The sequence below is a fragment of the Bradyrhizobium sp. UFLA06-06 genome, from assembly GCF_054820065.1.
Map to the genome: position 1 here is coordinate 124,827 of NZ_JADFUD010000008.1, position 12,980 is coordinate 137,806.

At 64.7% G+C, this 12,980-nt stretch carries 14 protein-coding genes; 7 read left to right on the forward strand and 7 right to left on the reverse strand.

What is annotated here, in order from left to right; genetic code table 11:
* The coding region (locus IF803_RS09545) for a HAMP domain-containing protein (RefSeq protein WP_461191972.1) at nt 1-1,136 on the reverse strand (1,136 nt) is incomplete at its 3' end.
* Between the two features lie 277 nt (nt 1,137-1,413).
* Between IF803_RS09545 and IF803_RS09550 the strand changes: the two genes are divergently transcribed.
* The gene (locus IF803_RS09550; protein WP_461191973.1) at nt 1,414-3,402 is read left to right on the forward strand and encodes a hybrid sensor histidine kinase/response regulator; all 1,989 of its coding nucleotides are present in this window, start codon (nt 1,414-1,416) and stop codon (nt 3,400-3,402) included.
* A gap of 15 nt (nt 3,403-3,417) precedes the next feature.
* Here IF803_RS09550 and IF803_RS09555 read toward each other — a convergent pair whose 3' ends face one another.
* Both IF803_RS09555 and IF803_RS09560 read right to left on the reverse strand, forming a co-directional pair.
* Entirely contained in the window at nt 3,418-3,600 is a 183-nt protein-coding gene (locus IF803_RS09555) for a hypothetical protein (protein ID WP_225646739.1), read from the reverse strand.
* A gap of 169 nt (nt 3,601-3,769) precedes the next feature.
* Complete coding sequence (locus IF803_RS09560) at nt 3,770-4,078, reverse strand: hypothetical protein (protein WP_461191974.1); 309 nt, start codon at nt 4,076-4,078, stop codon at nt 3,770-3,772.
* A 61-nt stretch (nt 4,079-4,139) separates the two neighbouring features.
* Between IF803_RS09560 and IF803_RS09565 the strand changes: the two genes are divergently transcribed.
* The gene (locus tag IF803_RS09565) at nt 4,140-4,340 is read left to right on the forward strand and encodes a DUF3072 domain-containing protein (protein WP_229162996.1); all 201 of its coding nucleotides are present in this window, start codon (nt 4,140-4,142) and stop codon (nt 4,338-4,340) included.
* Nucleotides 4,341-4,458: 118 nt separating this feature from the next.
* Nucleotides 4,459-4,713 (forward strand): hypothetical protein, encoded by a 255-nt coding sequence (locus tag IF803_RS09570; RefSeq protein ID WP_016845793.1) that lies wholly within the window; start codon nt 4,459-4,461, stop codon nt 4,711-4,713.
* A gap of 172 nt (nt 4,714-4,885) precedes the next feature.
* Here IF803_RS09570 and IF803_RS09575 read toward each other — a convergent pair whose 3' ends face one another.
* Nucleotides 4,886-5,143 (reverse strand): hypothetical protein, encoded by a 258-nt coding sequence (locus IF803_RS09575; protein WP_028340665.1) that lies wholly within the window; start codon nt 5,141-5,143, stop codon nt 4,886-4,888.
* Nucleotides 5,144-5,255: 112 nt separating this feature from the next.
* Here IF803_RS09575 and IF803_RS09580 point away from each other — a divergent pair, with 112 nt between their 5' ends.
* Nucleotides 5,256-7,325 carry an ATP-dependent helicase gene (locus IF803_RS09580; RefSeq protein WP_461191975.1) on the forward strand — a complete coding sequence of 690 codons (2,070 nt, stop codon included), beginning with the start codon at nt 5,256-5,258 and terminating at the stop codon, nt 7,323-7,325.
* A 161-nt stretch (nt 7,326-7,486) separates the two neighbouring features.
* Here IF803_RS09580 and IF803_RS09585 read toward each other — a convergent pair whose 3' ends face one another.
* Nucleotides 7,487-8,218: an adenylate/guanylate cyclase domain-containing protein gene (locus IF803_RS09585; protein WP_304495393.1), complete on the reverse strand. Its 732-nt coding sequence runs from the start codon at nt 8,216-8,218 to the stop codon at nt 7,487-7,489.
* A gap of 85 nt (nt 8,219-8,303) precedes the next feature.
* A complete protein-coding gene (locus tag IF803_RS09590) occupies nt 8,304-8,555 on the reverse strand; it encodes a PilZ domain-containing protein (RefSeq protein WP_016845781.1) in 252 nt (83 codons plus the stop codon).
* Between the two features lie 264 nt (nt 8,556-8,819).
* Here IF803_RS09590 and IF803_RS09595 point away from each other — a divergent pair, with 264 nt between their 5' ends.
* The 3 genes from IF803_RS09595 to IF803_RS09605 are packed head-to-tail and all read left to right on the forward strand — an operon-like array spanning nt 8,820 to nt 11,851.
* Nucleotides 8,820-10,226 (forward strand): MFS transporter, encoded by a 1,407-nt coding sequence (locus IF803_RS09595; protein ID WP_461191976.1) that lies wholly within the window; start codon nt 8,820-8,822, stop codon nt 10,224-10,226.
* A gap of 11 nt (nt 10,227-10,237) precedes the next feature.
* The gene (locus tag IF803_RS09600; protein WP_461191977.1) at nt 10,238-11,425 is read left to right on the forward strand and encodes an acyl-CoA dehydrogenase family protein; all 1,188 of its coding nucleotides are present in this window, start codon (nt 10,238-10,240) and stop codon (nt 11,423-11,425) included.
* Between the two features lie 24 nt (nt 11,426-11,449).
* Nucleotides 11,450-11,851: a VOC family protein gene (locus IF803_RS09605; RefSeq protein ID WP_461191978.1), complete on the forward strand. Its 402-nt coding sequence runs from the start codon at nt 11,450-11,452 to the stop codon at nt 11,849-11,851.
* Between the two features lie 300 nt (nt 11,852-12,151).
* Here IF803_RS09605 and IF803_RS09610 read toward each other — a convergent pair whose 3' ends face one another.
* On the reverse strand, nt 12,152-12,889 hold the full coding sequence (locus tag IF803_RS09610) for a Spy/CpxP family protein refolding chaperone (protein WP_461191979.1): 738 nt from the start codon (nt 12,887-12,889) through the stop codon (nt 12,152-12,154).
* Between the last annotated feature and the right edge of the window lie 91 nt (nt 12,890-12,980).

Consider the following 12,980-nt stretch of genomic DNA (forward strand, 5'->3'; position numbering starts at 1 on the left):
GCAACGCCGGGCACCTGGGCCTGGCCGCCGAGCTTGCCTTCGGTGCCGACCTCGCGCGCCACGCGCGTCACTTCCGACGCGAACGAGTTGAGCTGGTCCACCATCGTGTTGATGGTGTCCTTCAGCTCCAGAATCTCGCCGCTGACGTCGACCGTGATCTTGCGTGACAGGTCGCCGCGCGCCACGGCCGTGGTCACGTTGGCGATGTTGCGCACCTGGGCGGTCAGGTTGCCGCACATCGCGTTCACCGAGTCGGTGAGGTCCTTCCAGGTACCGGCGACGCCGGGCACGATCGCCTGGCCGCCGAGCTTGCCGTCGGTGCCGACCTCACGCGCCACGCGCGTCACTTCCGAAGCGAACGAACGCAGCTGATCGACCATCGTGTTGATGGCTTCCTTCAGCTGCAGGATCTCGCCGCGAACGTCGACCGTGATCTTCTTGGACAAGTCGCCGTTGGCGACCGCGATCGTCACCTCGGCGATGTTGCGGACCTGGCCGGTCAAATTGTTGGCCATCGAGTTGACGCTCTCGGTCAGGTCCTTCCAGACGCCGGTCACTTCGGGCACCTGGGCCTGGCCGCCGAGCTTGCCCTCGGTGCCGACTTCGCGCGCCACGCGCGTGACCTCCGAGGTGAACACCGAGAGCTGTTTGATCATCGTGTTGACGATGTTCGCCGACTGCAGGAATTCGCCGCGCAGCGGCCGGCCCTCGACGTCGAGCTGCACGGTCTGCAGCAGGTCGCCCTGCGCCACCGCGGCGACCGCGCGGGTGACCTCGCGGGTCGGCCACAGCAGATCGTCGATCAGCGTGTTGACCGAGCTCTCCATATCGGCCCAGGCGCCGCTGGCGAGGCCGAAATTGACGCGCTGGCGGGTCTGTCCCTCGCGGCCGACGACCTGGCCGACGCGCGCCAATTGCTGCGCCATGCGCTCATTGGCGGCTGCGATTTCGTTGAAGGCGTCCGCGATCTTGCCGTCGATGCCGAGATAGTCGCCACGCATCCGGACCGAGAAGTCGCCGGCGCGCATCGCTTGCAGCGACTGCAGCAGATCGTGCGAGGAATCGAGGCTTCCGTTTGATGATTGGCTGCGGCGTGTATCAGCACGGGGACGAGGCGGCGAACCGAGATCGGTCATGTAATTTCCCCTACGCGCTGGCCGCGAATCCAGAGACTCGGCAATGCCAGTGTGACCATAAGAATGACTGCCCTTGATCTATTCAAGCGGGAAAACGCCAAAACCGCAATTTGTGACGCAAACCGAGTACCTTAATCGCGACTGGAACCAAAAAGTTCCAACCGCCGGCGGGACTTTTCTGAAGGCCAACCCAAGGCGGTCGGATTACCCCGCAGTCCTCATGTTCGCATGGAACATTGGCTTTCCCCGCGCGTTTCGGGCGGGGGCAGGATCGGTGATGGTTAAGAAATCAGAACAGCTCGAACGCGGTATTGTTGCGAACCGGCGCAATTTTCGGCCGGCGGCTGGCGGCGTGGTCGACTACGCCATTTGCATGCTCGCCCCCGATGGCCGGGTCATCAACCGGAACAAGGGCGCTGAGCGCATCACCGGCTATCCGGCCAAGGCGATCCTCGGCAAGCACTTCTCGATCTTCTATCCTGCCGAAGACCGCGCATCCGGCGTTCCGGCGAAAGCGCTGCAGATGGCGCGGAAGGAAAAGCACTCAGCGGCCGAAGGCTGGTGTCTCCGCAAGGACGGATCGCAATTCTACGCCGCTGTGGTCATCGATCCGATCCATGAGAAGCGCAAGCTTGTCGGCTACGTGATGGTCATCCGCGACATCGCCGAGCGGCATCAGGCGCGCGAGGACCTCGAGGCCAGCGAAAGTCAGTTCCGTCTGCTGGTGAGCAATGTCACCGACTATGCGCTCTATATGCTGACGCCGGCTGGTATCGTTGCCAATTGGAACGCCGGCGGTGAGCGCATCAAGGGCTATTCGCCCGGCGAAATCATCGGCCAGAGCTTCTCGCGGTTCTATACGCCGGCCGATCAGGCCGCCGGCAAGCCGGCCCGCGCGCTCAAGATCGCGCAAGAGACCGGGCACTATGAGGAGGAAGGCTGGCGGGTCCGCAAGGACGGTTCGTTCTTCTGGGCGAGCGTCGTGATCGATCCGATCCGCGACAGCGACGGCAGCCTGGTCGGCTTTGCCAAGATCACACGGGACATTTCCGAGCGGCGCGAGGCGCAACAGAAGCTCGAACAGGTGCAGCGTCAGCTGGCGGAGTCGCAGAAGATGGATGCGCTGGGCCAATTGACCGGCGGCGTCGCGCACGACTTCAACAACCTGCTGATGATCATCTCCGGCAATCTGCACCGGATCAAGCGCGAGGTGACAAGCGAGCGGAGCAAGCTTGCGCTCAGCGCGATCGAAACCGCATCCGAGCGTGCCGCGTCCCTGACCAGGCAGCTCCTCACCTTCGCGCGTCGGCAGAGTGTCAATCCGCAGACCATCAATGTCACTGACAGGATCACCGCGGTGCGCGAGGTTTTGACCAGCGCACTCGGCGGCGCGATCAAGTTGAACATGGAGATCAGAGCGGATCTCTGGCCGATCTTCGTCGATCCGACCGAATTCGAGACCGCGCTGATCAACCTCGTGGTCAATGCGCGGGATGCGATGGCCGGCGGCGGCACGCTGACCATCGCGGCGTGCAATGTCCCGGAAGCCGCCCAGGTGGTCGTCAGCGTTACCGACACCGGCGAAGGCATTCCTGACGATGTCATGAACAGGGTCTTTGATCCCTTCTTCACTACCAAGCCGGTCGGCAAAGGGACTGGCCTTGGGTTGTCCCAGGTTCACGGTTTCGCGCACCAGGCGGATGGCCGGGTCGAGATTACAAGCGCGCTCGGCAAGGGCACGACGGTCAGCATCTACCTGCCGCGGGGGACTGCGGCCGCAAAGTGCACGGCTACGGGGCGCAGCGTGCCCGGCTCGGCCACGATCCTGCTGATCGAGGACAATCCCGCCGTCGCCGATGCGAGCACGGGCCTGCTTGAACAGCTCGGCTACACCGTGCACTGGGCGTCGAACGCAGAGGCGGCCTTGTCGGAAATCGACACCAACGGGATCGACGTGGTGTTCAGCGACATCGTCATGCCCGGCAGGATCGACGGACTGAAGCTGGCGCGCACGATCCGCGACAGGAAGCCCGAGCTGCCGATCCTGCTGACGACAGGCTACAGCGAGAGCGCGCGCGACGTGAGGTCCGACTTTCCGGTGCTGCGCAAGCCGTACCACATCCACGACCTCAGCCGCGAACTCGCGAAGTTGACGGGGCACGGGGTCGACAGCGCGACGAGCGGGCCATCCGCCGACGCTTCGGGCGAGTTCGATGCCATCGCGCATGACGTCGCGGCCAGACCAAAGGCGAAAGCCCGCTCCTAGTTCAAAATGGAAAGGCTAGCGTTCCGCCGGCCAGCTTCGCCGCACCAATTGCACCCGCTCGATGCGGCTGCATTGCTCGCAGCGGTACTGAAGGATATCCCTGCCCTCACTGCCCGGATGGCTGCTCTCGAGCCGCATCGTCCTGATGCAGCTGATGCAGGAGATCAGCGTCAGCAGCGGACTGCGATCGTCATTCATCGATGCCCGCGGTGGCGCGGTCGGATCGGCGATCATGGCGCTGGGCGATGCTATGGTGTTGGCTCTCACCAGAAGAAAATGCAGATCCTGCGGCTCGGGTTCCCGCCTTGAAACCTGATTTGGGCCTGAGCCGCTGTTCGAGGCTCCCTTCTTTGGTCGAACGGCCCGATCACACCCGAGCGTTGCTGTGACTGGGCCCGGGCTTCTTCGCCTTATCCAGCTTGGCCTTCGCACCGGCACGGTCCTCGAAGCTCCGGCTGAGCCGCTCCCGCACCGTGGGGAGACGCTCGCCGCCGCCGGCGGCCTTCCACCGGCCGACGAGCTCGGCCACTTCGGCTCGCATCGCCATCAGCCGGTACGACGCTTCACTGCAATCGAGGTCGCGGTTGACCTGATCCCGGATCGACGCCTCGACCAAGGTCATCTCGGCTCGCAACGTGCTGATCTTGCGCCGAATTTCATTGATTTTATTGTCCATGGCTTGTTAGAACAAAAATAGAACATATTGTCAAGTCACGATCCAGCAAGCGAGGCAAGCAATGAGCGTGGCAGCGGTAAGATATGGTGGGGTTGCGGAGCGCCTTGGCGGGCTGATGACCCGCGCCCAGGCGCTGCGGTTGAGGAGCCTTGCCGAGGAGGCCTATCAGCCGAACCAGTACGCGCGCGACCTGACGTCCGAGGAAGCCGAACGGCGCATCGATGCGCTGAGGGCGGAGATCGCACTGGCGGATTCTTTCTGAACCGTCCGCTCCAACCGGGCCGGACGTCCCCTTAAGGCTTTGATATAGCGGCGCAGCTAGGTCTGTTCCTGTTATTGCTGCTTTGTCCTATTGCTGCTTGGTCCTGGGGGAGCCTGACGTGCTGGAGCTGGAGAAGCGGTCGCCGCTTGCGTTCCCGATTACGCTGAAGGACGGGCGAACGCTCGCGACGGTCGGCGACGCCGCGGACTACCTGTCGGCGCTGAACCTGGATCAGCGCGAGCGCGGGTACTGGAAGACGGCGATCATGATGTTCAACAACGCCATGCGCGAGCCGGGCTATCTGAAGATCGCAACCATGAACCTCCGGTCCGCGCTCGTGTATGACCGCCTGGTCGACGACGTTGGCTCCTGATTGTGGTGCGGCGGCTACAGCCGAATCGGCGGTGGTCGCGTAAGGCCCTGTTCGTTATGGCCGCAAACAAGGTAACGGCGGTACACGCGACGGCCGGGCGCGCAATGCGCTTCAGCCGTACTCTCGGGTCGCCTTGGAGGGCCAAGGGAACACCAAGGCGGCCCATTTCTTTTCAAAGCAGTTTCGCGCGGACGAACAGGATCCGCAACGCGTTGGTCGCCTGCACCGTCAGCATGGCGTTGCCGGCCGCTCGCTCGAGCGCAACCAGCGCCTCGTCATGCAGCGAGCGGAACTCCATCCATTCGACGGCGCTGAGATTGCTGATGAAGCGATAGGCCTGGCCGACGGTCGCAAGCGTCACCGTCTCGCCGTTCAGCCGCACCTTGAACGTCGCCTTCAGCGGCGTGTCGGATTTGGATACGTCACCCATGGCGGGGTTGTGCGCCGCGCCGCGTTAATGTCAATCTAATTTCTCTGCGTTCGCCTCGGCGCGTCGGCCCCAATGAATCGCAATGTCTGTTAGCGTTTCGTGGGGGTGATTCGTGACTGATCTTGCCAACACTGCCTATCTCGATGCGCTCAATGCCGAGCAGCGCCGTGCTGTCGAGCACGGGGTCGGCAAGGATTGCATCGTCGGCGCGCCGCTGTTGGTGATCGCGGGCGCGGGGTCCGGCAAGACCAACACCCTCGCCCATCGCGTCGCGCATCTGATCGTCGCCGGCGCCGATCCGCGCCGCATCCTGTTGATGACCTTTTCGCGGCGCGCCGCCGCCGAGATGGCCGGCCGCGTCGAGCGCATTGCGCGCCGCGTGCTCGGCGATCGCGCCTCGGTCATGACCGATGCGCTGAACTGGGCCGGCACGTTCCACGGCATCGGCGCGCGGCTGCTGCGCGAATTCGCCGAGCGTATCGGCCTCGACCCGGCCTTCACGATCCATGACCGCGAGGATTCCGCGGACCTGATCAATCTGGTCCGCCACGATCTCGGTTTCTCCCGTACCGAAAGCCGGTTCCCCACCAAGGGCACCTGCCTTGCGATCTATTCGCGCTGCGTGAACGCGGAGATGCCGATCGAGGCCGTGCTCGGCCAGTTCTTCCCGTGGTGCTCCGGCTGGGCCAGTGAATTGAAACAGCTGTTCGGCGCCTATGTCGAAGCCAAGCAGCGGCAGAACGTGCTCGATTACGACGACCTCCTGCTCTACTGGGCGCAGATGGTGACGGACGCCGCGCTGGCCGAGGAGATCGGCGGCCGCTTCGACCATGTGATGGTCGACGAATATCAGGACACCAACCGCCTGCAGTCCTCGATCCTGCTCGCACTCAAGCCCGCGGGACGCGGGCTCACCGTGGTCGGCGACGACGCGCAGTCGATCTATTCGTTCCGCGCGGCCACCGTGCGCAACATCCTCGACTTCCCGGCCCAGTTCAGCCCGGCCGCCGAGATCGTCACGCTCGACCGCAACTATCGCTCGACGCAGCCGATCCTCTCGGCCGCCAATGGCGTGATCTCGCTCGCCAAGGAACGCTTCACCAAGAACCTGTGGACCGACCGGACCTCGACGCGCAAGCCGCTGCTCGTCACGATCCGCGACGAGGCCGATCAGGCCCGTTACATCGTCGAGCAGGTGCTGGCCAATCGCGAGGAAGGCACCCTGCTGAAGCACCAGGCGGTGCTGTTCCGCACCTCCTCGCACAGCGGACCGCTGGAGGTCGAACTGACCCGCCGCAACATTCCGTTCGTGAAATTCGGCGGCCTCAAATTCCTCGACGCCGCGCATGTCAAGGACATGCTGGCGCTGCTGCGCCTCGCCGCCAATCCACGCGACCGGGTCGCAGGTTTTCGCATCCTGCATCTGTTGCCCGGCGTCGGACCGGCCTCGGCGCAGCGGGTGCTCGACCGCATGACCGAGGCCGCCGATCCGATTGCTGCGCTCGTCGCGCTGCCCGCTCCGCCCCGCGCCGGTGCGGACTGGCGGCTGTTCGTGGAGACCATCGAGAACCTCCGCTACTCGGAATGGCCCGTCGACATCGAGCGCGCCCGCCTCTGGTACGAACCGCACCTCGATCGCATCCACGAGGACAGCGAGGTGCGCCGCGCCGATCTCATTCAGCTCGAGCAGATCGCCGCCGGCTACCCGTCACGCGAACGTTTCCTCACCGAACTCACGCTCGATCCACCCGATGCGACCAGCGACCAGGCCGGCGTGCCGCTGCTCGACGAGGATTATCTGATCCTGTCGACGATCCATTCCGCCAAGGGGCAGGAATGGAAATCCGTCTATGTGCTCAATGTCGTCGACGGCTGCATGCCCTCCGACCTCGGCGCCGGCACGTCGGCCGAACTCGAGGAGGAGCGCCGCCTGCTCTATGTCGCGATGACCCGCGCCAAGGACGATCTGCATCTGCTGGTGCCGCAGCGCTTCTTCGTCCACGGCCAGGCCGCCAAGGGCGACCGCCACATGTACGCCTCGCGCACCCGCTTCATCCCGGAACGATTGCTGCCGATGTTCGAGCGCACCACCTGGCCGCGCGCCGCAACAGCGCAAGCATCCTCGGCCAACCGCGCGCCGCCGATCGACATCGGCGCCCGGATGCGCGGCATGTGGCGCTGATGGCGGCCCCGAACGAGTTTTGACGCGGCCTGGAACGAACTTGCCGGCCTCGCGTTGAGGCGCGTTCGTAATCGGCAAACGACCATCCCCGACGGCTTCGGCGCGCAGTTGCATGCTGGAGCCGTCTTTTTTGCGCCGCGCCAATTCACGCGAAAGCCAATTCACGCAGGAAACAGTGTGACGGGCTGGTCGAAGCCCTTCAGGGTGTAATCGGCACCGGTTGCCGTGATCATGTCGCGGGTTCGATCCCGCACCGCCGTCGTCACTAGAATCTCGCCTGACTTGGCGGCCGCCTGCGCGCGTGCCGCGCGATTGACCACGGTGCCGACTGCCGTCAGATCGCGGTGGGCCTGGCCGAACTCACCGAAATTGGTGTCACCGCTATCCATCCCAATTCCGATGCCGATCTCGAGGTCGCCGGCGCCGATCGCCCGCACCAGCGCGTCGTGCCTGTCGCGAAAACTGCGCTGGATCTGGCGCGCCGCGAGCAAGGCCTGCACGGCATGATCGTCGCGCCGCACCGGGAAATTGAAGATCGCGAACACGGCGTCGCCGATGGTCTTGTTGAGGATGCCGTCATAGCGCCAGATCGCGGCGGCGCAGTCGTCGTAGAACGCGTCGAGCAGCGAGGTCAGCCCGTCCTGCGCGATGGTCTGCGTCAGCGTGGTGTAGCCGCGCAGATCGGCGAACAGGATGGTGGCGTCGATGGTCACGGCGCGCGCCTTCATGATCTTCGAGAAGGCCATCTCGCAGATCGTGCATGTATTCGGGTTCATGCGGCTCGGCCGGACGCCGAACAGACGGAACGGCGCCGACAAGGGCCCGCGCAACGGGATCGGCATATGCAGGTTTTGCCAGCAGCCAAGGCAGATCGTTGCAGGTTCCGGGGTCATCGGCGGATCACCTGCTGTTCCAGCAACGAAACCCGACCGCCTTGGCACGCTGGTTCATGGGCGTCCCCAATCGAGATTGCCGCGCTCAGGCGGTCGCCACGAAACTCACTCCAATTCGCGTCTTCTTGCTCCAGATTACCTGGCACTCATAAACGACAGAGGCGTCGCGGGCCATCACCAGGCGGAATCTGTGCGGGACGAAGGCCGGATTCTCGACCTCAATGGCTGCCCCTTCCGGCGAGATGTTCACGATCGTGCAATGCATGACCGAACCGCCCGACGAGACATAGCCGGGTTCATTGACCTCGGTTCGCGGATGCTTGCGCTTTTCGTCCACCCAACCTGCTCCCCGCCTTCTTCACGTAAACGTGGGCGATCGGCATTGCAGGAGTCAACGGCTCCGGCGGCCCCCATCGGGCTTTCGCACCACCATTTGTGCGCAGCAGTAAGCCGAACCGCTTATCGCGCCAGTGCAGATGAGCCCCGCGTCGGCGCGGCTTGTCGTTCGTGCAGGCGCGAGGATAGCCTCATCCTATGGGCGATGCGCTGGCGCGACGCACGCTCCGAACAATAATGAACAGGCGCCATGGGGAAACGCGCCATGTTCGAGATTCTCGATCGCCGGACGACTCTGACCGGCAACCAGATCAAGATCCTTGCGGCGGCGATCATCGGCGATGCGCTGGAATTCTTCGACTACTTCCTGATCGGCTTCGTGCTCGCGTTCCTGATCGGACCCTGGAAACTCACCTTTGGCCAGTCGGCCACCGTGCTGATGAGTTCCGGCATCGGCGCCATCCTCGGCGCCTATCTCTGGGGCTGGCTCGCCGACCGGGTCGGGCGGCGTATCGTCTTCATCGGCACGGTGCTGAACTTCTCGATCGCGACCGGCCTGCTCTATTTCACACCCGATAATGGCTGGGTCTATCTGGCAATCCTGCGCTTCTTCGTCGGTACCGGCGTCGGCGGTCTTTATTGTGTCGACCTGCCGCTGGTGCAGGAATTCATGCCCTCGCACAAGCGCGGCTGGGTCGGCGGCCTCGTCACCTGCGTGATCCCGCTGGGCGTCGGCCTCGGCGCGGTGCTGGGAGCCGTCATGGGAACCGATCAGTGGCGGCTGTTGTTTGCGATCGGCGTGCTGCCGTCGGTCCTGGTGCTGCTGGTTCGGATCTGGGTCCCGGAGTCGCCGCGCTGGCTGTGCCGGCAAGGACGCTATGACGAAGCCCGCAAGTCGCTGGCCTGGGCACTGCAGGTTCAGCCGTCGGAGCTGCCATTGCCGAGCGCGGCGGATGCCGGCCCGATCGTCAAGACGAGCTGGTTCGACCTGTTCAAATATCCGCGCAGCCTGCTCGTCTCCTGGCTCGGCAATGCCGGCGCGCAGACCGGCGTCTACGGCATCACGCTATGGGCCCCCGCGCTGTTCGTGCTGCTGCTGAAGGTGACGCCGCAGGAAGCCGCCAAGATGATGATCCTGCTCAGCATCACCGGCTTCCTCGGCCGCATCTCGTTCTCCTGGTTCTCTGAGCTGCTCGGACGGCGCGTTGCCGGCGGCCTGCTCGGCTTCGGCGCCGGCGCGCTGACCATCATTGCCGGCTACCACTACGACGCGACTTTGTTCGGCATGTCGGCGTTCTGGCTGCTGTTGGCCGCCACCTTCTTCTTCGCCGATGGCGGCTTTGCGATCGTCGGGCCCTACGCGGCGGAGGTCTGGCCGTCGCATCTGCGCACCACGGGGATGGGATCGGCCTATGGCTTCGGCGGCATCGGCAAGATCATCGGGCCGGTCGGGCTGGCGCTGATCGTCGGTTCGAGCAACTACCTCAAGCCTGACGTGCCACTGACCCAGATCCCGACGGCCTTCGTCTATCTCGGCTGCTGGTTCCTGATGGCGGGTGCCGTCTATTTGTTCTTCGGGCTCGAGACCCGGGGCAAGTCGATCGAGCAGATCGACAAGGAGCTCAACGCGACGGCTGACGTCGCGGCCTCCGCAACGATCCGGCGCGCCTGAGGGAGGCGAACATGAATGTGACTGCTGCGGACCTTACCGGTGATCGCGACGTGATCGCCCGCGCCGAGGCGATCAGGGACGCGGTGGCGGCCGCCTCCAACGATATCGAAACGACGCGCCGCCTGCCGCCCGACCTGCTCGACCGGCTGCATGAGGCGCGGCTGTTCCGCCTGCTGCTGCCGCGTTCAAGCAACGGGATCGAAACCGATCCCGTCACCTTCTTCCATGCCATCGAGACCATCGCCAAGGCGGATGCCTCGACGGCGTGGTGCCTGAGCCAGGCCGGCGGCTGTGCAATGTCGGCGGCCTATCTCGACCTGCCGGTCGCGCAGGAGGTGTTTGCCGACCCGCGCGCCGTGCTCGCCTGGGGCCCCGGCCCGAAGGTCAGAGCGATCGAGTGCGAGGGGGGCTACCGCGTCACCGGGGTCTGGTCGTTTGCCTCGGGCGGGCGGCACGCCACCTGGCTCGGTGCGCACTGCCCGGTCTATGCCGCGGACGGCTCGCCGCGCCGGGATGCCAATGGCGAGCAGGTCGAGCGCACCATGCTGGTGCGGACCGAGGACGTCGCATGGACCGACATCTGGAACACGGTCGGATTGCGCGGGACCGCCAGCGACCAGTTCGCGCTCGACGACTTCTTCGTCCGCGCGGACCATTCGATCACCCGCGAATTCGACCGCGAGTGCCGCGAGCACGGGCCGCTGTACCGGATGAGCAACCACACCTGCTACCAGATCGGCTTTGCCGGGGTCGCCTGCGGCATTGCCCGCAGCGCGCTCGACAATTTCGTCGACGTCGCCCGCAACAAGGTGCCGCGCGGCATGACGAAGACGCTGCGCGACAATGCCGTGGTGCAGTCCGGCCTCGCCCAGGCCGAGGTCAATCTGCGCGCTGCCCGCGCCTTCCTGCTGCAGTCGATGGCCGACATCTGGAAGGACCTGGTTGCTGGCGATAGCATCACGGTCGCCCAGCGCATGACGATCCGGATGGCGGCCACGCACGCGATCCACAAGGCGCGGGAGGCCGTCGATTTCGCCTACAACGCCGCCGGCGCCACCGCGATCTTCGACGGCCATCCGCTGGAGCGGCGCTTCCGCGACATCCACACCGTGACCCAGCAATTGCAGGGCCGCTTCAGTCATTTCGAGACTGTCGGCGCCTGGATGCTGGGCGTCGATGCCGACCTCAGCTTCGTTTAACCCGATTTCTCAAGGAGAAGAACCATGCCATTGGGTGGACTACAGCATTACACCATAGAGCCGCAGGACCTCGAGCGCACCAAGGAGTTCTATTGCGATGTGCTCGGGCTCGAGAACGGCGAACGGCCACCGCTCGATTTCCCCGGCTACTGGCTCTATTCCGGCGGCCAGGCCACAGTCCATTTAATGGGCACCCGCAAGCCGCGCGACGGCATCGTGGTGCGCGGCACCGAGAAGAAATATGACGACACCGGCCGCCTCGACCATATCGCCTTTGCCGCCAGCGACGTCGAGGCCGTGCGCAAGCGCCTGCTGTCGAAGAACGTCACCTTCCGTGAGCAGATCGTGCCGCGCACCGGCGACACCCAAATCTTCCTCTACGATCCGGACGGCGTCGGCGTGGAGCTGAACTTCCCGAAGAGCTAAGCGCCGGCGTTTCCGGATCGCTGATTGCCAGAGCCGTCCGAAGGACATCGGCGCTTTTCCGCGCCAATGTCCCGGTCATTGACGGCTCAATCCGCGCTGGCCTCAGGCGCTGTGGATGGTTCCCGACAAGGCCCTGACTCGGCCATCACTCGGGCGTGATCCGGTCCGCTTTTCTTCAACATTGAATGACGAATTAACCGGGCCGCGCCGCTGCGGCAGAATAGCCGGGTGCTGCGCCTTTAACCTACCCCAGGGCTTGGTGGCCCGGCTATTCGTCCCCACTTCGCCGGCGAGATTTCCTCAGTCGAGCCCGCGTTCGTGGCTCAGGCGGACCATCTCGTTGATGAAGATTTGTTTCTGCTTGTCGTCGAGGCTGGCAAACAGCGGCTCGGCGGCGTCGGCAACGCCGCGCTGATCGACCGCCCGGTCATTGAGGAACTGAGCCTCGTTGCGCATCTGCTCGATGATGTCATCCGGCGGATCGCGCTGTGCCCGCGCGATGCGCAGGTTAAGGCGGTCGGCGCCGTTGTGGCCAAGATAGTGCATCGCACTGTTGAAGCCGGCCCAATTCTTCTCCTGCTCCGGCGTCAGGTTGAGCTCCTTCTTGATCCGTTCGATGTTGGCGTCGCTGTTGGCGACGATCTGTTCGGCCGTCAGCTGCGGCGCGCCGGCCTGGGTCAGCACGGTCGGCGCTTGCTTCGCCCCTTTGTCCTTGGCGCCGGCCTTGGCCGACTTGGAGGCCTTGGCGCCGGCCGCCGGGGCCTGCGCGTTCTTGCCACTGCCGGGAGCGTTATTGCCATTGTTGCCGGTCAATACTCCGGTGACGCCGGTCACCACTCCGACAACGCCGCCGATCGCTCCGCCGAGAACGCCGCCGACCGGCCCGGCGGCCTTGTTGCCCTCGCGCGCACCCTTTTCGACGCCCTGCACGATCTGCGCATCGACCATATGAGGTACTGCGAGCAACGTGACGGTGGCGGCCCCAACCGCGGCGCACAATCTCCATTGCGCTCGCAGCTTCGCTACCGGGATGAGCATGATCGGGTCTCCGTGATCGGTGGTGGATTGCGGACTTGATGCGGGGGTAGGTTCGACGAATCCGGACTGTAGCGTTTCCGGCTTCGGCAAG